Raw genomic sequence first — 19,738 nt, 5'->3', positions numbered from 1 at the left:
GTTAACCGGAGTAACCGAAGGCGCAGATTTAGAAGCGGCCGAGTAGGAAAAAGTTCCCGTTATGGCATTTCCGCCATGCACAATAGCATTAGGGAAGTGAAATTCCGTTCCGGTATTGTCCCCGCTGATTGATTCTACATTGAAGATAGCGGATGTAGTATTGTTTTGGACAGTTAGCGTGCCGGGCGTATTAACTTCCAGGACGGGCGTACGTAACCCCCCCGGGAATTTTGCCGGGCCGGATACCTTTAGGTAATCATAATTACCCAAGCGTGACGGGTTAAAACTGACAGAAGAAACGTTTTCTGCCGCCACCGGTAACGCAATAAGCGTTAGCAAACCAAGCCAATAAAATTTATTCATAAAAACTCCTTGCAGGAAAATGATTATTTCCCTTACTAATAAGTTTATAAGAAAAAGCGATAAAAAACAAGTGAAAAATTGTGAATCTAAAATGCTACAATAAAATAACTTGTCTGCCGGAGAAACAATTATGGTTAAAAATTTATCGTTTTCCTATTCTAAATTGGGGATGTATAAGGAGTGCCCCCAAAAATACAAATTTCGTTACGTGCATATGTTGCCGGAAAAACCGAAATATTATTTTGCATTCGGTACGGCGTTGCATGCTGTGATGGAATTTATTTTTAATCCACAACGGCCCGAATTTCCGTCATTGGCCGAAGCCCTAAAATTTTTTGATAGCGAGTGGAGCAAAACGACTTTTGAACAAAAAGGCTATGCTTCGGTAGAAAAAGAGTTGGAAGGATTTGCCGAAGGCCGCCGCATTTTAGAAACCTATTACGAAAAAAATGAGTCTTCGTTTATTCACCCTTTATCGGTAGAAATGAAAAGCACCCTGGAAACCGACGGATTAAGTTTAGTTAGCATTTTAGACCGTATGGATTATTTGGGGGATGGCAAGATTAAAATTTTAGATTATAAAACAGGTAAAACGGTTCAGCGCGAGCCCACACAACTTTATATGTATCAAAAAGTGGTGGAAACTTCGCCTGTTATCAAAGCGTTGGTACAAAGTAAAGATCCGTCTGTTAAGGAAGTGCGTGTCGGGGAAATGAGTTTTTATCACTTGCCAACATTAACCGAACTGAAATTTGAACGCGCCCCCGATAAAGAAATTTTTACTTTTTGGCAAGGAGTGTTAGACGTGGCTGATAATATCCGTGCCGGAAAATTCGACCCGACCCCCGGCGAAACACAATGTAAATTTTGTGATTACCGCAATTTGTGCCCTGTTTTTACCGGAAAAGAATATGATGGCCCCAGCGGATACGGGGCGCACAAAAAAGTGGAGGCCGTTGTCCCCCCCGCTCTTAAAAAACCGGCGACTGTTCCCGCGCCATTACCTAAAAGTGAAACGGACGAGTTAAGCGAAAAAATTGACCGCTTGGGAGAACTCTTAGACGAACAACACCGCTTGGAACAGGAAATTATTGCTTTGATGCAAAAAAATAAATTTGCGCGACATTTCGGTAAAGTATTTACCGCGGAACTGACGGAAGAAGAAAAAATAAATTTAACAGATGAAGAAAAAGTAGTGGCATTGCTTGAAAAGTTAAACTTATTAAATAAGGTACTTGCTCCCACGCGCACCACGGTGGCGCGCTTGTTGGATGATGATACGGTTTCTGCGCAAGACAAGGCTAAACTGCAAGTGCTGGTAAAGAAACTAAAAACGCCGCGACTTATTGTGGAAAAACAATTATAGTTTTTAGGAATTGGGCTGTTATGAAAAAATCTCTCATTGTTGCCTTAGATATCGGCACGTCCGGTTGTCGCGCCGCAGCCGTGCGGGAAGACGGTACATTAGCCGCCCAACATTATTTGCCTTTATTACCTAAACGCCCCGCACCGGGTTTATCGCAGTATGATGCGGCTGATTTGCTGGCCGCCGCTACACAATCATTGCAAGCGGTACTGGATAAAACCGGCCCGCAAAATGCGGCTGCGTTAGCCATTACTTCGCAACGTTCTACGGTTGTGTTGTGGGATAAACAAACAGGGGAGGCGGTTGCGCCGGTTTTGACATGGGAAGATGGCCGGGCGCAAATGCAAGCACAACAGGCGGCAATTAGCCAAGAGGAAGTGCACGCATTGACGGGCTTATATAAAACGCCGTTTTTCTCTGCGCCGAAAATTGCCTGGACACTTGAAAATTTTCCGGTTTGTAAAGAATTACTTAAACAAGGGCGTTTACTCATGTCCCCTGTGGCATCTTATATTATTTGGCATCTGACAACAGGCCAAACTTTTGCTACCGATTTAACCCTTGCACAACGTACTTTGCTGGTGGATATCCATACCCGAAAGTGGAGTGAAAAATTATGCCAAGCATTTGGCATTCCGATGGAAATTTTGCCGTCTTTACGTCCGTCGGCAGCTGATTACGGAACGTATGTGTACGACGGTATTTCTATCCCGATTACGGCCTGCGTGGGTGACCAACAAAGTGCGGCGGTATATTTTAATCTGCAAGAAAATAAAAGTTTGATTAATTACGGTACCGGTGCCTTTTGGTTGTATAACGCCGCGAAAAAAGAGGTGTTATTGCCGGGGATGTTGACTTCGCTGTCTGCAGACGGCGCAGGACAAACGTCCTCTTATTTAGTAGAAGGGCCGGTTAATTCTGCTGCGAGTGCTTTGCTTTGGCTCAAAGCACAAGGAATTTTATTTGATGATACGGAAGTGGATAATTTATGCGCAAGTGCCCAAAATCCTATTTGGTTTTTGCCGGCGTTTGGCGGCCTTGGTGCGCCGTATTGGAATTTCAAAACGCCGACGGCGGTGGACGGTTTGTCCCCCCATACGCAAAAGCCAGATTGGGTGGCCGGCGTAGTGCGTGGCATCGCTTTTTTGCTCACCGATATCGGGGCGTATTTGCGTGCCAATGGTTGTGAAGTGAAAGGCCCGGTACAAGTGTCAGGAGGACTTTCGCACTTATCCTATTTAACTTCATTTCAAGCAGGACTTTTACAACTTCCGTTAGAAGTTTCCCACCAATCAGATGCAACCGTATTAGGCGCCGCCATATTAGGGGCCAAGCCGTTAGGTTTATCGTGTGTGTCTTCCCCCGCTTATACGCAAGTGATGCCTGATTTGTCTGCAGCAAAAGCCGAAGAATTATATAGTGCTTGGCGTAAGTTTATGGCTAAACACTTGCAAAAATAAATACTTTATCATAAAAAACACCCCACGAATTTTTCGTGGGGTGTTTTTTCAAATTCGCAACCGTTGTTATTTAATTAGGTCGCTCATTTTAATTTCTTGCGGTTCTACCGAGGCTTTAGGAATATATTCTCCTCCAATTCCTCTGGTGGTAGTTTTGCGGCGCGCAGTAGCTTGGCGGCGTTGTGTGTTGGTGCGCGTGGCTTTGCGTTTTGCTTGCGCGGCTTGTTGTTGCGCGGTGGTTTTTGTTTCTTGCACTTGCGCTTTAACGTCAGCCGTTTTACGCCCTAATTTTTCGTCAAGGCGTTGGTTCTTTTGTGCTTCCAACGCGGCTTTCTTTTGGGCTTTTGCTGCTTCCAATTGTTGTTGTAAGCGTATAATTTCCGGGTCGTTTTCCACTTGCGCTGTTTGAACTTGATATTCTTGTTCTACTTCGGCCCGTACGGCGGCTTCTTTCTCGGCTAATGCTTGTTTCAGTTCCGCTTCTTTTTGGCCTTTAAGTTCAGCCACAACGGCTTCTTCTTGTGCAAGTTGTTCTTCTAATTCACGTACGGTGGCTAATTTTTGGGCTTCTACTTGCATGGCTTGTTGTTCTATGGAACCGCGTGACATATCCAACAACGTTACGGTGGACGAGTTCGGTAAGAACTTTTTGGCTAACGTGAAAGCCGAATCGCCTGCTTTATTGATAGGAGCCAAATCTGCTCCTTGTTGAATAAAGAAAGCAGCCGTGCGGTCATTTTTGGCCATAATAGCATTCATCAAAGGCGTATTACCTTTGTTATCAGGAGTGTTGATATCCGCACGAGCCGCTACTAATTGTTTAGCCGGGAAGATATCCCCCGAATAGGCACTGTAAAATATAGCACTGCGACCTTGTTTATCTGTGGCGGCAATATCGATATCTTTGCGGTGTAAGAGGATTTTTTGGCATTCTTGTAGATTTTTAGCCGAAGCATTCATAAGCGGAGAAACCCCATTTTTATCTTGTAAATTAGGGTTAGCACCCGAGGTTAATAAGAAGTTTAATACTTCGGGCCGATTATTTTCTACCGCATAAGATACAGGAGTGCATCCGTTCTTATCCGCAATATTTATGTCCGCCTTTCCGTTTTTAACGAGCCATTTGACCATAGGCAAATCGCCTTCCGCCGCTGCGGCGGCCAGGGCCGAAAGCCCCGACGGATTTTGATAATTTACATCTGCGTGAGCGGCAAGCAATACTTTTACGTTATCTAAATATCCTTTTTGTGCAGCATAGATAAGCGGAGTATTGCCACTGTTATCAGGCAGGTTGACGGTAGAACGTTCCATGGATACTAAATCATTTAAAACGTCCGGATCGTCGTAATTGGCGGCATAAATGGTAGCGGTTTTGCCCAAATCATCTGTTGCGGTAGCATTCGCTCCATGTTTGACTAAATAAGAAATAGCGTCGGCTTGTCCGGCTGAGGCGGCCGCAATAATTGGGGTAATTCCGTAACTGGATTTGGCATTCACATCGGCTTTCCCGTCTTCGGCAAGCATACGGATAATATCTATATTCCCTTTTTCTGCGGCAACGGTCATAGGAGTAATACCCGCATAGTTTTTCTCGTTGGCATTTACATGGGCTTGTAATAGCGTGCGTACACGGTCGGCGTCATTGATTTTAATGGCGCGGATAAGAGACGTATCATAGACTAATTTTGATTTTGCTCGCGGACGAGTACCGGGGACATCACTATGATATTGTTTTTGTTCAGCACCAAAAACAGTACCGCGATAAATATCACCTGGATCCGAGGTGGCTTGTTCGGTGATGACCGCAGTGGCAGAGCGAGAGGTGTTGTCGCGCAAACTACCGGAGCGGGACGATTGCGCACTGGCTGTGTTGACCAGTAGCGGCAATACCAATAAAGACAAAATAAAGGTTACGGCTTGTTTATTCATAATTCCTCCTGAACATTCATATTATAGCAATCTGGGACATAATAAGGGTAGAAATTTTTTACTTACGTGAGCCCCTTGGAAAAATAAAAATAAACGACTAAAAAAATACTTGCAATTTTTTCGGTTACAATGTATGATAAAAGTAAGGAAGTTATCAATTTCATCCCCCAGAACGTTCGATTTACCCCCCGAACGGTTCTGAAAAAAGAGTTGGGCTTGCGCCCAACTCTTTTTTTAGTGTTTTGTTAGAAGAAATATTAGTTGGATAATTTTTCCAATACTTGTTGTTGCAGTAAGGTTTGATAATCCGGCCCGAACAGAGGCACATAGAAGTTAATGTAAAAGTTGTCATCAAAAATCTGTTTTTCTTTTGGGTCCATCTGCCCCAGAAAGGCATACATCATTTCCCCAAAATTTTTCTCGTTGGTAACGGACCATTGTACCGCAGAGCCGTCGGATAATTCATGGCTCATTTTCAAGGTATCGGACCATGGAATATAAGTATCCTTTGTTTGAGTTTTTGAGGATTCCGAGCGTAATGCCAACGTGAACGTTGCCATATGTATATCATCCAGAAATTTTTTTACTTCGATTTCATATTCATTTTCGTTTCGTTTGGTATAGGTAAATTTCCGTGTAAGACGGAGTTTTTGGGGTAAGCCGGAAACGGTCAGTTCGGAATGAATGGCCGTAATATAGGGCGCGTCTTCGGCACGTACAACTTCATCGGTTTGTTCAATAGTAAAGAGTTTCAACAAAGTCATATTTTCATCATAAAAGGGATAGGTGTTTGTAAGCGTGCCGGCATCATATTTTAAAAATTCCATGGGTTTCATTTTTAAACTCGCCAGTCCGTTGGCAAGGCGAATATCATAGCGGCGATTAATTGTTTTTGCTTTTTTGTATATATTGGCAGAATTCGGGCATAAACTTTTCCATCCGATAGTAGCCCTTTTCGGAAAAACTTTGTTTCGTTGGTATTGCCGGAAATCAAGCAGATTGATAAATCCGTCTGCATCATCACATGTAATTTGTTTACCCGTATTCATAAGACTGTCTTCTGCGGTGTCGGCATTGCTGGAATATTCTGTGTGTGCATTTCCGCGGTGTGCCGGATACTGGTCTGCCAAGCCGAAATAATGTCCGATTTCGTGCAAAGATATGCGCTCAAACTCGGTGGCAGAAATGGCAGAAAGATTTACATAAATACTTCGTTCGTCAGTAATGAATTCTCCGCTGGAACTGTGCGGGCTTTCTCTTAATTTTAAGGTGATGTGCGGCGATACGCCCCGGGGGGCTCTTTTAATTTGTAAGGGGTGTTGTAAAATAGGCAGCACATCGCGAAATTCTGCTTGGCGGCTGCTTTGTTCAATCAGACGGGCTACTTCTTGGGGCCACTTGCGTATATTGTCGGTAAATATTTGTTCGTTTTCGGGAGTAATTTCCCCTTCTACGGTATAATAGATGGGCGTTTTGCTTAAGAGTTTGCCGACAGCAAATATGCGTGGATTTTCAACGACCTCGGACAGTATGCCCCAAGCGAAGGTGTCCGTGGTAGCAATAACCAATAATAAACATTGTATGCACAGGAAATATAACCGTTTCATGAACCTATTTCTCCCCTATAAGTCCCTTTATTTTATTGTATGAGAGAACAAATTTCCTTACAAGGGTCAAAAGGCCTATGAAGCGGCTGGGTCTATTTTTTCGTTTTTCGGGAAAGCGGCCCAAAAAAAGCCCCGTCATAAGACAGGGCTTTTTAGCAATAATATCTTACTCTTACAGAGCAATTGCGCTGACCGGGCAGCTAGCTTAGCTAGCATTCTGCCCTGCGCTCTTTACTCTTACAGAGCAATTGCGCTGACCGGGCAACTAGCTTAGCTAGCATTCTGCCCTGCGCTCTTTACTCTTACAGAGCAATTGCGCTGACCGGGCAGGTGCCTGTAATATTTGCATTCTGCCCTGCGCTCTTTACTCTTACAGAGCAATTGCGCTGACCGGGCAGGTGCCGGCGCAAGCGCCGCACTCAATGCATTTGGATGCGTCAATGCAGCGTTTGGTATCTTTTTCGCAAATAGCGGTTACGGGGCAAGCGGATTCGCAAGCACCACAGTTAATGCAAACTTCCGGATTTACTTTATAAGCCATGTTTTTTCTCCTATAAATAAGATTAAGGTTACTCTTAAATTATACCAAAAAACTGCATTTCGTTGCGGATAAGACGATAAAAGGACTTGTGGAAAAAGGATTAGAATGATACAATATAAAAGTAAGGAAAAACTAACTTTTATGGAAAAAAATAATTCTCGTTCACTTCATCAATTACGACCCGGGCAAACTGCCCAAATCAAAGAAATTCAAACCGATGCTAAAATGACGGACAAACTCGCCGCAATGGGACTGGTGCGCGGACAATTTGTCAAACGCCAAGCGGGTAATAGCCCGGTGGTGGTAAGTGTATCGGGTACCGATGTGGCAATCGGGCGCGAAACCGCTAAAAAAATTATTGTTACATCTAAAAAAAATACCTTTTTGCTGGCCGGAAACCCTAACGTAGGGAAAAGTTTAATCTTTTCGCGTTTAACAGGTATTGGGGTTATTTCTTCTAATTTTCCGGGTACAACGGTAGGACTCAATTACGGAACCACACATTTTAACGGTGAATCATACGATATTATTGATATTCCCGGTTTGTACCGCTTGGAAGAAGAGTGGCAGATGGAGGGTAAAAAACATCATTTGTTTGAGGAACTGGAATATGATTTTATTGTCTGTGTGGCGGATGCCTCGCATTTAGAGCGCAATTTATACTTTTTGCTGGAGTTGTTGTCACTTAAAAAACCCGTTGTGTTTATGCTTAATAAGTTTGACGAAGCCAAACGCAAAGGTATTTTGATTGACGTGAAAAAATTGTCCAAATTGTTGGGAGTGGCCGTCATCCCGACCGTTGCCACCACCGGGGAAGGCCTTAAAGAATTGGCTAATACGGTCAGTGATTTAGATGGGGATCGCCCCCAAATAGACATCCCCCCTACCGACGAAGGAAAATGGCAGTTAATCGGGCAACTGATCCGGCAAGTGCAACAAGTCAAACACAAACATCCGTCCGTATGGGAACATTTGCAAGCATGGGCAACTACCCCATTGACCGGATTGCCGATTGCATTATTGGTGCTGGTGGCCTCGTTCTTTATCGTACGTTTTGTGGGCGAAAGTATCATTAACTTTGTGGACCCCTTGTATGAGAATTATTATTTTCCGTTTATGGAAAATTTGCTGGGGGCGTGGCGCAATAATTGGGTAGGGATGCTGCTTGTGGGTGACGGCGGCGAAATGTATTTCGGTTTGCTTACCGACGGACTCAAACTGGCACTTGTAGACGTGATGAGTTATGTGCTTGCATTTTATGCGCTCTTTGGGTTTTTGGGCGATTTGGGATATTTACCGCGTTTAGCCGTACTATTGGACGGCCTTTTGCACAAAATCGGGTTGCACGGTTACGGAGCGTTGCCGATTATGCTTGGCTTTGGGTGTAAAGTGCCGGCAGTTATGGGCGCGCGCGTATTGGAAACACGGCGCGAGCGCGTGATTGCGCTAGCCCTTGTATTGGTGCTTGCCCCTTGTATTTCTCAGACGGCGATGATTATTTCCATTTTATCCCCCCATGGCCTAAAATATATGCTGATGGTGTTTGGGGTACTCGTGCTAAACGGTATTATAGCGGGAACGATTTTAAATAGTTTGATGAAAGGTACCACGCCGGAATTATTTATGGAAATCCCGTCGTGGCAGATCCCGCATTTGCGCTCGCTGGGGCGTAAGTTGTGGCTACGGATGAAAGAATATTTGTGCGATGCGTTGCCGCTTATTTTGTGTGGCGTGCTGTTTGTAGATTTAATGCAAATGTCGGGCATTACCGATTTGGTGACGAAATTATCGCGCTATCCGGTGGAATATATTTTGGGGTTGCCCGCCGATACGACGTCTCTACTTATTTTAGGGTTCTTGCGTAAGGACGTGGCAATTGCGCTGTTAGAGCCGTTTAATTTGTCTGCGCAAATGCTGGTGGTGGCGTGTGTGTTTATGACGATGTATTTGCCGTGTATCGCTACTTTCTTTGTAATGCTGCGTGAGAACGGCTGGAAAGATACGTTGCGCGTAGTGGCCCTGACGCTGGGACTTGCATTGACAACGGGCTTTATCTTGCGGCTGATTTTGTTGTAAAAATACGCGTAAAAAACCGGGCCAAGGAAATTTCCTTAGCCCGGTTTTTTCTTTAAATACTGAATTTATTTTCCGTTTCCTACACGTCCGATGTCCACCGGAACGGGAATTTCTACCCCAAGCGGTCCTTCAAAATACATCGTACCCGTTAAATGATAATCAAGCGTGGCACTGTTCATGCTGATTAACCCCAATACTTTGTTACTAAATACCGACATGGGAATTACCATTTTGGCTTTGGCATTTTGCGTAGCGTTAGGCTCAATGCGAATATCTTTAAGCGTTACATCGGCCATGGGTTCATCATTGACGGTGAGTTTCCCCGTAAAGCGTTTGATGGAAGCCGCTTGTTTTTTATTCAAGTTGGTAATCGCAATAACTACTGTAAAACCGAGTGACGTTAAATTGTAATCGGTTAATTCCACATTACGCAAGGCAAATTTGCAATTGGCCAGATTTTGCGCTTCTTGCGTACTGGCACAGGCCCCTAATAAACAAACACTTACTAATAGTAGTAAAATTTTTTTCATAATACCCTCCGAAGAAATAACTGCTTAAATAATTGTATAATAAAAAGAGTTAGAATTGGAGAAAATATGAATTTATTACAACAAAAAATCTATAATCGTTTTATTCGTTACATCGCCGTAGATACGACGAGTGACCCGGAAAGCACGTCTGTACCGACGACGCCTTCCCAAATTCCTTTTGCACACTCGTTGGCGGCGGAAATGCCCAAAGTAGGATTTACCGAAGTGGAAGTGGACGAATATGGTTTTGTAACCGGACTGCTTCCGGCTAATACGGATAAAAAAGTTCCTGTTATTGGTTTGTTTGCTCACTTGGATACCGTTAGCGATTTTAACGGAAAAGATATTCACCCCATTTTGCATGAAAATTACGACGGCGGTACGCTGACGATTAACGCCGAGAAAAAGATGTTTCTCTCCCCCCAAACTGCGCCGAATTTGAAATTGTGCGTCGGGGATGCTATCGTTACCGCTGACGGCAATTCTATTTTAGCAGCCGACGATAAAATCGGTATTGCTATTATTATGACACTGGCCGAATATTTCCAAGAACACCCGGAAATTAAACACGGCCCGTTAAAAGCCGCGTTCACTATTGACGAAGAAACCGGAACCGGTATTAACTATTTTGACGTCAAACGCTTTAATGCGGATTTCGCTTATACGGTGGACGGCGCTCTCTTGGGCGATATTGATTGCGGTAACTTTAATGCCGATTCCGTTACTATTCATATTATAGGCAAATCGTGCCACCCCGGCTCTGCCAAAGGGTTTATGGCTAATCCGGTGCGTATTGCGGCGGATATTATTTCCTCGTGGCCGACGGATAAATTGCCTGAAACTACCGACGGCGAAGACGGATTTATTTTGTTCAAAGATATTACCGGCGGATTGGATCAGGCCGAAATTCAAGGAATTGTGCGTGAACACGATTTAACTAAATTTGAGCAATTTAAGAAAGATTTAACCGCCCTTGTGGAGACAAAACGCAAACAATATCCGGCGGCGAAAATTGAAATTTCGTTCAAAGAACAATACCGCAATATGCGTGATGTATTGCGCGCGCAGCCTAAGGCTATGGAATTGTTGGAAGGGGCACTCAAAGAAAATAATATCGCTTACCGCTTGACGCAAGCGCGCGGCGGTACGGACGGAGCGCGCTTGTCCTTGTGCGGGCTTCCTACGCCGAACATCTTTGCCGGATACGAAAACCCCCACGGGCCGTACGAATGGCTGAGTATGAATTGGGCGGAAAAAGCGTTTCATATTTTAGAAACGATTGCTAAAAACGCCGTGAAATAACTCTTGAGAAGTAATAAGAAAAAAACACCCCCGGTATTTCTACCAGGGGTGTTTTTGGCTGAAACAATTTTCAAAGTGCGGTTTGTGTTGGGGGATCTGTTAGTAGTAGCGACCTTTCGAATATAGGGAACCATTTCCGTAGGTGTCAATGATGTAGGGATGGTTTCTTTTAAAATAGCCCGCGTTAGAACTGATGCCACTTTGAAATCTGTCATACCAATACGTTATATTTTGCGTAGGATCTCTAAAAAATACCTTGTGACACCAACGGGTAGTATAGAGTGGTTGGGCATTTAAATTGTAGATCGTTACTTGGTGGGTGCAATTCCGATGGCCATAAGCCGCATACACAGCATGCCAACTGACAACAAGAACGACCGGTTGCTCTGTATAATATGCTTCTTTATTTTTATCATCTTCAACAAGATTGCGCACACCTTGGGGCAAATAAAATACGTCTAAACCGTGTCGTATTTCGCCCAGTTGTGCATAGAATCTTTTGGCAAGTGCTACATCTCCCCCCAGCGCTTTCGTCCAATTGTCTAATTTCGCATCCTGTTTTTGCTGGGCTTCTATTTTCTTTTGCTCTTGGGCAAGAACTATTTTTTCTGCAATATGCCTTTTTATTTTAGTATAGTAACTATCTTGCGCCACCACAGGGGTGCAAAGAACAAATAAACACGCACAAACTGTTATAAATCGTTTCATACAATAATGCTCCTTTATTGTTCCAATTCTATGAAATCAGCACATGGGATAACAAGGGCCAAAAGGCCTAAAAGAAGTATAGGCCTTATAAAAAACCCCGGTATTTCTACCGGGGGTTTTTTGGTAATCTATGTTGTTTATTGAGCTGCGGCTGAATCTAACAGGTTCTTAGCATCAGAAATAGTCGGATCTAATGCTTTAGTTACCGCATTGTAATTGAAGCGGTAAGAGATTTTGAAACTCTGTGGATTCTCCGGCGGTACTTTGACTAAGACAGAATAATTATCCGGGTCAACGGCCGTAGAAATATCCCACGTAATCAAATTCACGGCAGCCGGGTGTTTGGCTTCAATAAACGCTTGCAAGGTCTTTCCGTTAGGAAGCACATAATTCTTTACTTCTGTTAAAACGGCATCTTGCGGGTTTTGTTGCTCCGTAACCGGTGTCTGTTCTTCGGCGTTTACGGGTGTCGGCAATTGTTCATCTGTGCCAAGCATTTCGTTAATTTGCGCATCTTGTTGTTGGGCTACTTCGGCGGCTTGTTTTTTGGCAAACACGTTAAACTGTTGCGGAATCAAGTTCATAAACGCGAGCATACCGTAAATAATCGCCGCCAACAATAACGCAAAGAGAGAACCGCCAATCATTTTTACCATTTTGCCGGCAGGTTCTGCTTCGGCGCTCTTGATATCGTGTTGGGTGTTAATATCATCCATGCCTTCAATTTGTAAGCGGTCGGATTGGGCCGGTTCCGGTACGAGCGGTACCGTTTTAATATCTAAAGCGGCCCCGCGTTTGGCCTTGATGGTGTTTTCTAACACGATTTGCGAAACGGTTACATCGGAAACGGCATCTTTCGGGGCATCAGTCGTTGTGGCTGTTTGAGCGCCCGGTACCATTTCTTGTAATTCAATGTCGTCCTTGTCTTTATTGTTTTGGTTGGAAAGATTGGTGGTTGTATTGCCATCTTTATTTTCGGACAAGGCCGGCGGTACAAAGTCGGAAATCAAATAGGTAGATCCGGCTTTTAATTCTACTTCCGATATACCGTTCGGATCGCTTTCTTGTGAGGCGGGTTGTTTCTCAGGCGTAGAAGAAGTATTGTTAATATCATCTAATGACGGAAGGGCATTGTCTAATTGCTCTATGTGTTCTTCTTTGCCTTGGGTGGCTGCTACGGCTCCGCCGGCACTGGCTAATCCAAACAGTTTTTCTACCGATTCTTCTTCATGCGTTTTTTGATCGGCAAATGCAATTTGCAAATCTGCTTCGGAGATTAAATCCTCCGGTTTTTCTTCTTTTGCATTGGGAACTAATTCTTGCGGGCTTAAGTCTTTTTGTTCTTGAGCAAAAGTTTCCCCTACGGCATCGTTGCTATCCAACGACGGTAAAACCGATTGATTGTCCGGCGAGGCTTGTAAGCGTTCACCAATTTTGGTTTGTGATTCTTCTTGAGAAACGTCCGCCACATCAGCGGCTTGCAAGGCTTGCGGTTGCGCTGTAATTTCTTCGACTTGTTGTAATTTGGGAGTATCGGGCGAGATGGTCAACGATGGTTGATCTTCCCCCATATCTTCTAAGTTTAAATCTTGTTTTTCCGGCAATTCTTCCGCCGAATCAGTGGTTTGCCCGTCGGAAGAAGGCGTTACCAATTCAATGTCGGCCGGGTTTTCTTGATTGTTTTGTTCGCTAAGAGAAATCCCTTCCGGTTGTTTTTCTTCCGCGGTAGGTTCTTGTTCAACAACTTCCGGTTCAGTCTGCCCTTCTTGGGCGGGTTGTTCCGGTTCGGGTTGTTTTTCCTCTGCGGCCGGTTCTTCTTTTTGCTCTTCCGGTTTGGGTTCACTTTTTTTCTTTCCTAAACCAAAGACAGCAGCCCCGGCGGAAAGAATACGCATGGTCATTGATTTTTTGGCTTCATCTTCTTCTTTTTCTTGGATAAGTTGATCTACTACGTCCGTCGATTGCGGCGGAGTAGTTAATTCGTTAATCAACTCCTCTTTTTGTTCTTGTTCTTTTTCTTGTTCTTGTTTGGCTTGGGCTTGATTAGCTTGCGCTTCTTGCGCTAACGTTTTGGCTTGCGCCGGAGTTAATAAATCTTGGAATGTATTTTCTTTATCATCTTGATTATCCGGCGTGGGCATGCGTAAAGTTTCCAACGCCGCATTTAATACAAGCGCATCTCCCGCTTTATCTAATAAACTATCTTCTTCCGTAGCGGGTTTGTCTAAATCACTTGCCGGAGTCCCTACGGGAGTTTCGGCCGGTGCCTCTGCGGGAGTTTCGGTCGGAGTTTCAGCGGGAGTATTTTCTTGGGTTTCGGCCGGTGCTTCTGCCGCGTTTTCAGCCGGCGTATCTTGTGGGGTGATAAAGTTTTCCGTCGGAGTATCTGCTAGCAGATCTGTATCTTCCGGCGCAGATTCTTTCGATTCGGGGTGGATCGTATGGGCCATGTGGTCTATTTGTTGGGTCAAAACTTCGGTGCGTTCGGCATTTTGTTGTTGGGTAGCAATGGACTCATCTATTTTGTTTTGCATACCGTCCATTTTTTCTTGCATGCCGTCTAATTTGCCTTGCACGCGGTCTATTTTAGATTGCATACCCGTAAGTTGGTTAGTAAGCATATCTAATTTTTCCATCAAAGCGGATACTATGGCATCATTTGAAGCGGCGGGTGCAACGGCTGCGGCAGTTGCTGCGGCTGTTGCTACTTGTTCTGCCGGCGTAGTAGTTGGTGTTTGAACAGGAGCGGGTTGCTCAAATTCAAATACAGTAGATGCTTTAACCCATTCTTGATTACCGCTATTGGCGGCATCTTCAGAACAAATTAATGTATCAGGGGTAAAGCCATTAAGCGTTACCAGTTTACCGGCTGTGAACGGCCCGGTTACTTTGTTGTTTATATAGACCCAATATTTCATGATTTATCACCCTTAAATAAATATAAAACAATATGATAACAGTATAGCAGATTATGGCGCATTTTAACAGTAATTTTTTACTTTATGCTTTAGAATTGGCCCGCGCCTGTTTATAAAGGCTTAGCAAATTGTCTAAATCTTCTTTACTGGTTTTGCGCGTTTGGATATTGGAAAGCATATCCGTCATTAGTTCTAACGACGAGCCGTTTTCCAACATTTCCAATACAAATTGGGAAATTTGGCGGTTATAATGTCCGTTTAATTCGCCAAGTAATACCCGTAATACAAATTCATGTTTTTCTCTATCTGATTTCCAAAAAGTGTACGGGGCAAGCGAAGTATCAAAAAATTCCAAAATTTCTTCGGCTGATTTTGTCCCCAAATAACTTTTCATTACTTCCGGAGCGAGCCCCTGCGTAAGTGATTTCGCTTTCAAATCACGCAAGTATTGGGCTTGTTTAGCGGCTTCTTCTTGGCTGAGTGTTCCTAATAATACTTTGCAAGCCAACTCTTTGTTTTCGGTCTTTTCTACGCAAAACGGTAAATTTTGAAGAATTTCTTCCGTTTCTTTTTCTAATTGTGTAAATGTTTTTTTGCCGCCAAAGTGTACAGATAAATCTTGTTCATACCCGGCATATAATTCGTTTTGGGTTAAATTGCGGCGCAGTAATTCGCGTTCTTGGCGCAAGGCTGCTTTACGGCAAGCATAATCAAAACTGGCGGCTGTTCCATCCAACAATACCCGTACGGCAAGTCCTAAATTTTCAGCCGGATCTGCCACATGGGGCAACTTGGATAAAACGGCTTTGAACGTGGCTACAATGTCGGCAGGAGTTTTTACTTTCAGGTATCTGCAAGCGATAATAAGTAGATCTTCTTCTAAAATTTGCCCGTCCACCAGTTTAGAAACTAAGGCTGTTTCGCTGGCGTCTTTTAGGGTAAGGTTGCCTAACATGACATGCGCCGCCAAAGAGGTGGCCAAGTTTTCATCCGGATTTTGTTTGGTAATTTCCCCCACCAAGCGCATAAATTCCGGTTCAAACGCTATACTGCCCGGATGCGTGTAGCGTTCTTGGAGTTGGGCGGTTATTTTTAATGGTAAATGGTATTTATCGGCCAGAGTAAAAATTTCTTGTTTATTTTTTTTTACGACGGGATTTTGCTGTTCCAACCATTGCCGTCCTTCTTGAAGTAACGTATCTACGGCGTGTTGGGCTTTTTCCACATCCGTTAATTTTTTGCCTTGCGGTAATGTTTTTAAAGCATTGGCAAAAGCCTCATCAAAGTATTTGCGTGAGGAGAAAGACGCATATACTTCCACTAATAATTGAGTATCTTGTGAAGATACTTCCAACGAATCGCACAATTCACCAATAGACAGAGCGTTATTATAAATACGAAGTTGCCGCAAGGCTGCCGGTAAGGTAATTTCGTCTAATAACATTTGGGCAACCAGCGTATCTGCACTGGGTGAATCGGAGCCGAGTTGGGCAGATATATTGGCGATATCCTGTTCTAATTGGGGTAAGGTTTTTTTATCTTCTAAGGTATAAACAAGCCGGGCGGCGTAATCGTCGTCAATAGCCGGGAGCATTTTATAAATAGTGCTGAGCATACCGCTACGAAGCGTAGATTTTTCTGTCATAAAACCTCACTAACACGATTTTAGAAAAAGGGCAATTTGTTTTTCAACTGCATTTTTTCGGTCTTCATTTTCTATAAATACTAAATTGGCGCGGATATTTTCTACCGCACAACGCAAACAGGCTTGTAAAAGATGTTTGGCGCAAAGGATATCCGACATAATAATATCCGCAATATCCGGTTTGATATTTTCTAATTCTTTAAGCACTTCAAGCGCCGTGGTGGCTGTATCTGCCGGGACGCTGGCCGCAAAAATAAGGGCTTGTTGCATGGCGTCGTGGCGAGTCGGATTTTCTTTAGGTAATTTTTTGGCTGTTATATAAGCGCTGTATGCTTCGCCGTCTTTTTGAACGTATGCACTTAATTGTGTTTTTAGGGCTGTTAGCCGGCGGATAGATTTTTCTAACCGTTCTTTAGTCTGCGGCGTAGTAGTCTTTCTTTTCAGAGTCGTTCCCGCAGCCATTAAAACTAACGCACATCCCATAGCGCCCGTATGCGCGGCAGCGGCCCCCCCACCCGGTGTCGGGTCAGATGAGGCTAGGGCAGTAGTAAATTTTTCAGCAGCAGTAAACCATTCCATAAATGAACTCCTTTACATAATGGTACCAGATTCTAAATCTTCGTATTTTTTAATACGCAACATTTTTAAGCGGTCTTCGTCAATGCCGGTACGGCTAAAAAAAACGTGTTCGATAGCAGTAGCGGGCATGATATAACTGCCGCGTTTGACCCCTTTGGGGTCGGCTTTGACGCAAAGCCATACGCAAAATAAAGCAAAATCTTTGGTAAAATCTCTGGCTTCCAATTCGGCGGCGGCGCGTTGAATTTTTTGTGCTTCGCCAAAACCGGTAGTCAATACTGCATTATGAAAACCGCAGTTTTTGGCAGCCACGATATCGCGGTGCGTATCTCCGATAACAAAAACATTTTCGGGTAAAATTTTTGTTTTGTATTTTTTCTCGGCACGTTTGACGGCGGCTTGTAACATTTCTTCGCGGGTGTGTCCGTCCTCGCCATATCCGCCGACGGTAAAGTAAGCCGATAAACCGCTGGGTTCTAATTTAAGTTTGGCGCCTTCTTCCAAATTGCCTGTACCTAAACCTAAAATAATATCTTTATCTTTAGATAAAAATTCCAAAAACTTTTTAATACCGGGTATTAATTTGTATTTTTTTGCTTTTACCGAGGCACGTACTTCTTGCGGTAAAATTTCCAAGTATTTGGCTTTCATTTTTTTCATCTCTACCGCCGAAGGCTTTTTGCCTTTTTTAATAAGACCATAGACGATAGAAAAGTTGTCTAAATCGGTTCGGCCCGATATAAGTGCATGTTCAAATTTGGGCGTCGTGTGATAGAGTTCTTCTATCGCGCGCACCAAGGCGCGCCGTCCGCAGCCGCCTGCATCTACGAGCGTTCCGTCCAAATCAAATAAAACGAGTTTTTTCATGCGTTTGCTCCTTGTTGTTTTTTTGCACTGCTGGTAACCATATAAGCACCGCCAACTGCCAGTGCCATACCTACTATCTTATACATAGAAAGTGTATCTTGCCCAATGGCAACGGACAAAATAAATGTAAATACCGGATAACATAAAATAATGGCGGTGGCTTTACTCAAATCCATGTTGCGTATGGCGTGGTACCATAAAATGTTTCCCGCCACATAGTTAATAACCGCACTTCCCAGTAACGTCCCCCATAAAGTAGCATTGCCGACGAACAAAAACGGCCCTTGTATGAAATATAATGCTATCAGTAAAATAATCAAGGCGGGCATGGCATAAAACGCACGCGCGGCGGCAATTTGCGGAGCCGTAAGTCCGGCCGGAAGTTTTTTGGCAAAGATGTGACTTACCTGAAACATCCACAAACTGCCTAAAATTAAAAAGTCTCCTTTGGCCTGTGTGTAGCCGCCTTTAAGTACAATTAAAATGACACCCAGCAAAATAAACAACGAGCCGCCAATTTGTTTTACCGTCGGCCGTTCTTTTAATATAATAGCGGATAAAATCAGCGAATAAATAATTTCAAACTGGTTATCCACGGCGCTATTAACGGGGGTGGTGTAATTTAAGGCAATCATAAAAACGGTCATGGTAAGTGCCGTGCCGAATGTTCCCATGCCTAACCCTTTCCAACGTACATCCGGGGCTAAAATGCGTTTCCAACCGCTTTTTCCCAAGTGGAATGATAAAAATACACAGGCGCTAAAACATGCGCCGAGTAAAAATAACGCCGATGTTACATACGGTGTAGCCATTTTGGAAATCACTACATTAATAGCGGTGCAAACGCACGAAATCCAAATAGCAACTAATGGGGATAATTTAGACATATATTTATTTTACTAATTTTTACTACGGAAAAATAAAATTTAATGGCCTTCTTTTTTTACGGTTAAACTGATCCAATAAGCCCCAGCGGTAGTAACCGCTAACCCGACTAATTGCGCGAAAGAGGGCGTTTCCATCCCTAACGCAGCGGAAATAAGTAGCGAAAGTACCGGATATGATAAATAAATAGCGGTTACTTTACTTAAATCTAACGCGCGTATGGCTTTGTACCACACCACCATCGCAAGACCGTATTTGAAAAGTCCGGTATAGCCTAACACGACAAAAAAAGTAGTGTTGGGAACAAGTACAAATGTATCGGTATAAAAATACATAACTAGTAAAATCAGTACGAGTGCCGGTAGGGCAAACAAGTTGCGTGCCATACCGATAACGCGGTAATCTAGCGATTTTGGGAGTTTTTTTGCCACCGTTGAGCCGGCTTGCAACATCCATGTACTTCCGACGATAAGTAAATCACCTTTCCAACACGGCGTATATTGTCCTTTATGCAGAATAATCAAAACGCCTGTTACGATAAGCGTGCAGGCCGCCAGTTGGGCTTTGCTGGGGATTTCCCGCAAAAAAATAGCAGCGATAATTAGCGAATATACCAGTTCCGATTGTTGCAAAATGGCAGCATTTCCCGGTGTGGTATAGTGCAAGGCAATCAAAGAAATGGTAAATGGTAAGGCGGTACCGAATGTGCCGATAAATAGAAATTTGAGTAAAGTTTCCCGGGCGAGTAATTCCCCCCACTTGTGGTGGTGGGTAATCCACGGAGCAAAATAACCTACGCCGATTAACGTGCCTAAAAAAACTAATAATGCGGGGCTAACAATACCGGCGGCAAATTTTCCGGCAATTGGTGAAAAGCCGACGATGGCCCAACATATCCAAGCCGCAACTAATGGGGACATAAAACCCTCCTTGTTAATCTATTATACCACTTTTCTTCGTCG

The 19,738-nt window shown here is 43.8% G+C and carries 16 protein-coding genes; 4 read left to right on the top strand and 12 right to left on the bottom strand.

Annotated elements, in window-relative coordinates; translation table 11 throughout:
* Positions 1-363 (bottom strand): hypothetical protein (locus ACQY3H_RS07115; protein ID WP_428075974.1); only part of this gene is annotated, 363 nt, incomplete at its 3' end.
* Positions 364-493: 130 nt separating this feature from the next.
* On the opposite strand from ACQY3H_RS07115, the gene ACQY3H_RS07110 reads away from it, so the two are divergent.
* Both ACQY3H_RS07110 and ACQY3H_RS07105 read left to right on the top strand, forming a co-directional pair.
* Positions 494-1,729 carry a RecB family exonuclease gene (locus tag ACQY3H_RS07110; RefSeq protein WP_428075972.1) on the top strand — a complete coding sequence of 412 codons (1,236 nt, stop codon included), beginning with the start codon at positions 494-496 and terminating at the stop codon, positions 1,727-1,729.
* 20 nt (positions 1,730-1,749) lie between these two features.
* Positions 1,750-3,189: an FGGY family carbohydrate kinase gene (locus ACQY3H_RS07105; protein ID WP_428075971.1), complete on the top strand. Its 1,440-nt coding sequence runs from the start codon at positions 1,750-1,752 to the stop codon at positions 3,187-3,189.
* Positions 3,190-3,255: 66 nt separating this feature from the next.
* On the opposite strand, the gene ACQY3H_RS07100 is transcribed toward ACQY3H_RS07105, so the two are convergent.
* From ACQY3H_RS07100 to ACQY3H_RS07090, 3 genes are all read right to left on the bottom strand, one after another.
* A complete protein-coding gene (locus tag ACQY3H_RS07100; protein ID WP_428075969.1) occupies positions 3,256-5,118 on the bottom strand; it encodes an ankyrin repeat domain-containing protein in 1,863 nt (620 codons plus the stop codon).
* A gap of 257 nt (positions 5,119-5,375) precedes the next feature.
* A complete protein-coding gene (locus ACQY3H_RS07095; RefSeq protein WP_428075968.1) occupies positions 5,376-6,725 on the bottom strand; it encodes a hypothetical protein in 1,350 nt (449 codons plus the stop codon).
* Between the two features lie 370 nt (positions 6,726-7,095).
* The gene (locus ACQY3H_RS07090) at positions 7,096-7,266 is read right to left on the bottom strand and encodes an indolepyruvate ferredoxin oxidoreductase subunit alpha (protein ID WP_428075966.1); all 171 of its coding nucleotides are present in this window, start codon (positions 7,264-7,266) and stop codon (positions 7,096-7,098) included.
* Positions 7,267-7,407: 141 nt separating this feature from the next.
* Between ACQY3H_RS07090 and ACQY3H_RS07085 the strand changes: the two genes are divergently transcribed.
* Positions 7,408-9,342 (top strand): FeoB small GTPase domain-containing protein, encoded by a 1,935-nt coding sequence (locus ACQY3H_RS07085; RefSeq protein WP_428075964.1) that lies wholly within the window; start codon positions 7,408-7,410, stop codon positions 9,340-9,342.
* A gap of 65 nt (positions 9,343-9,407) precedes the next feature.
* Here ACQY3H_RS07085 and ACQY3H_RS07080 read toward each other — a convergent pair whose 3' ends face one another.
* A complete protein-coding gene (locus tag ACQY3H_RS07080) occupies positions 9,408-9,872 on the bottom strand; it encodes a hypothetical protein (RefSeq protein WP_428075962.1) in 465 nt (154 codons plus the stop codon).
* Positions 9,873-9,938: 66 nt separating this feature from the next.
* Between ACQY3H_RS07080 and pepT the strand changes: the two genes are divergently transcribed.
* On the top strand, positions 9,939-11,174 hold the full coding sequence (gene pepT / locus ACQY3H_RS07075; protein ID WP_428075961.1) for a peptidase T: 1,236 nt from the start codon (positions 9,939-9,941) through the stop codon (positions 11,172-11,174).
* A 99-nt stretch (positions 11,175-11,273) separates the two neighbouring features.
* Here the strand turns inward: pepT and ACQY3H_RS07070 are convergent, their stop codons facing one another.
* The 7 genes from ACQY3H_RS07070 to ACQY3H_RS07040 all read right to left on the bottom strand — a co-directional run bounded on the left by ACQY3H_RS07070 (position 11,274) and on the right by ACQY3H_RS07040 (position 19,696).
* Entirely contained in the window at positions 11,274-11,882 is a 609-nt protein-coding gene (locus ACQY3H_RS07070) for a hypothetical protein (RefSeq protein WP_428075959.1), read from the bottom strand.
* A 137-nt stretch (positions 11,883-12,019) separates the two neighbouring features.
* The gene (locus ACQY3H_RS07065) at positions 12,020-14,800 is read right to left on the bottom strand and encodes a hypothetical protein (RefSeq protein ID WP_428075958.1); all 2,781 of its coding nucleotides are present in this window, start codon (positions 14,798-14,800) and stop codon (positions 12,020-12,022) included.
* Between the two features lie 82 nt (positions 14,801-14,882).
* On the bottom strand, positions 14,883-16,445 hold the full coding sequence (locus ACQY3H_RS07060; protein WP_428075957.1) for a hypothetical protein: 1,563 nt from the start codon (positions 16,443-16,445) through the stop codon (positions 14,883-14,885).
* A 9-nt stretch (positions 16,446-16,454) separates the two neighbouring features.
* Positions 16,455-17,024, bottom strand: coding sequence for a cyclodeaminase/cyclohydrolase family protein (locus tag ACQY3H_RS07055; RefSeq protein WP_428075955.1), 570 nt, complete (start codon positions 17,022-17,024; stop codon positions 16,455-16,457).
* A 12-nt stretch (positions 17,025-17,036) separates the two neighbouring features.
* Positions 17,037-17,891 carry an HAD family hydrolase gene (locus ACQY3H_RS07050; protein ID WP_428075953.1) on the bottom strand — a complete coding sequence of 285 codons (855 nt, stop codon included), beginning with the start codon at positions 17,889-17,891 and terminating at the stop codon, positions 17,037-17,039.
* Positions 17,888-18,778: a DMT family transporter gene (locus ACQY3H_RS07045; RefSeq protein ID WP_428075952.1), complete on the bottom strand. Its 891-nt coding sequence runs from the start codon at positions 18,776-18,778 to the stop codon at positions 17,888-17,890. Before ACQY3H_RS07045 ends, ACQY3H_RS07050 begins: the two co-directional genes overlap by 4 nt.
* A gap of 39 nt (positions 18,779-18,817) precedes the next feature.
* Positions 18,818-19,696 carry a DMT family transporter gene (locus ACQY3H_RS07040; RefSeq protein ID WP_428075950.1) on the bottom strand — a complete coding sequence of 293 codons (879 nt, stop codon included), beginning with the start codon at positions 19,694-19,696 and terminating at the stop codon, positions 18,818-18,820.
* Between the last annotated feature and the right edge of the window lie 42 nt (positions 19,697-19,738).

The sequence above is a fragment of the Candidatus Avelusimicrobium luingense genome (assembly GCF_902757105.1).
In the GTDB taxonomy this organism is placed as follows: Bacteria; Elusimicrobiota; Elusimicrobia; order Elusimicrobiales; family Elusimicrobiaceae; genus Avelusimicrobium; species Avelusimicrobium luingense.
Note: the sequence above shows the minus strand (reverse complement) of the source record. Positions and strands in the feature narration are given on the sequence as shown.